Genomic DNA, 1,572 nt, shown 5'->3' with positions numbered 1-1,572 from the left:
CGCCCGGATGCGCTGCGAGCGCGGATCCGTATTTGTCGTGTTGCCCGCTCGCTCCCTGTTCGTGACCAACGATGGAGGGAACCGTCGTATTATCGGCATGGACATACACCGCGTAGCCGCCGAGGTCGTGTCGTTGCTTGATGGCAAGATCGTCAAGCTCGGCCGCGTTCAAATGCTGCGCAATAAGCTCGAGGAGTTCGCCAGGAAGGAACTCACCCACGATGATCATGTGGTGATCCACGGGCAATGCTGCTGCCGTCGCTGAAGTGCTGTCGCCCTACGTCGAGCCAGTCAATCCTCCACGCCCACCTGATCCCGCCGTGTCCGCATGGGAACCTCGTCGGGATCAGCGGGCGCAAATGGCTGACGAGGCAAATATTGCCTGCGGATGAGCGCGCCGCCATCGAGCGCCACCTCGGCTTGATTAACCAGATCAACGAGGCGTTGACGGTAGTCGAGGCGGATATCGCCGTACATGCCCTTCAGGATCCGACAATCCGCCGCCTGATGACGTTGCCCGGCCTCGACGTCACCGTGGCTGCGAGCGTTGCCGCGGCAATCGGCGACATACGGCGCTTCAGCGATCCACAGAAGCTCGTTGCCTATCTTGGCCTCAATCCGAGCGTGCGGCAGTCCGGTGAGGGGCCAGCCTATCACGGGCGCATCACGAAGCAGGGCCGCGGCCATGCGCGGGGGATGCTGGTCGAGGCGGCATGGGCGGCTGTGCGATCGCCAGGACCTCTTCGCGCCTTCCACAAGCGGATCGCCTCGCGCCGCGGGAAGCACATCGCGGCCGTCGCCACTGCGCGCAAGCTTGCAATGATCATCTGGCACATGCTGAGCAAGGATACCGACTACATCTGGGCCCGGCCGGCCTTGCTCGCCCGCAAGTTCAGATCGGTCGAGCTGCGTGCCGGCCTTCCGACCAGCCATGCCAGACGCGGCACCGCCTTCGACTACAACATCCCGGTCAAGCGCGCCGAAGAACGATCCCGCGTCGAGAAGGCGGAAGCTGCCTATGCAGCAGCGACTTCCCGATGGCGAACGAGGCCGGAAAGGCAGAAGGCTGTGGAAAAAGCCGCCGATGAGAAGAACGGGCTATTCTACAACATCCGTCTGCATCGGCTTGCCGGGCGCAATGTAATGCCATTCGACGCGGTTCTGATCCGCCCAGGAGAGGATGGCGTTCGAGGTGAACTCGCTGCCATTGTCGCTGACGATCATTCTCGGCCGGCCGCGCTCGGTGATGAGCCGGTCCAATTCGCGGGCAACCCGCATGCCCGAGAGAGACGTATCAATGATGAGTGCCAGGCACTCTCTCGTGCAGTCGTCGACGACGGCCAGGATGCGGAAGCGGCGCCCGTCTGTGAGCTGGTCCGATACGAAGTCGAGCGACCAGCGCTCGTCGGGCCTCAGCGGCACCACCATCGGCGCCCTGGTCCCGATCGCCCGTTTGCGGCCGCCACGGCGGCGAACGGCGAGCTTCCCCTCCCGATAGAGCCGGAACAGCTTCTTGTGGTTCACGACCAGGCCCTCCCGCCTCAGCATCACGAGAAGACGCCGGCAGCCGAA

Annotated in this window: 1 protein-coding gene and 2 pseudogenes; 1 reads left to right on the top strand and 2 read right to left on the bottom strand. The window is 63.9% G+C overall.

Features of this window, described 5'->3' with window-relative positions; all coding sequences use genetic code 11:
• On the bottom strand, positions 1-229 hold a 229-nt coding region (locus NKH16_RS34795), incomplete at its 3' end, for a hypothetical protein (RefSeq protein WP_352903963.1).
• Between NKH16_RS34795 and NKH16_RS35145 the strand changes: the two are divergent.
• Positions 128-1,059 (top strand): annotated as a pseudogene (locus NKH16_RS35145) (transposase); the annotation flags it as partial. The gene NKH16_RS34795 and the pseudogene NKH16_RS35145 overlap by 102 nt on opposite strands.
• Positions 1,060-1,101: 42 nt before the next feature.
• Here the strand turns inward: NKH16_RS35145 and NKH16_RS34785 are convergent.
• Positions 1,102-1,572 (bottom strand): annotated as a pseudogene (locus tag NKH16_RS34785) (DDE-type integrase/transposase/recombinase); the annotation flags it as partial.

Source organism: Mesorhizobium sp. M1307 (assembly GCF_040318155.1).
Classification (GTDB): Bacteria; Pseudomonadota; Alphaproteobacteria; order Rhizobiales; family Rhizobiaceae; genus Mesorhizobium.
This window is presented reverse-complemented; position numbering and strand designations above follow the sequence as displayed.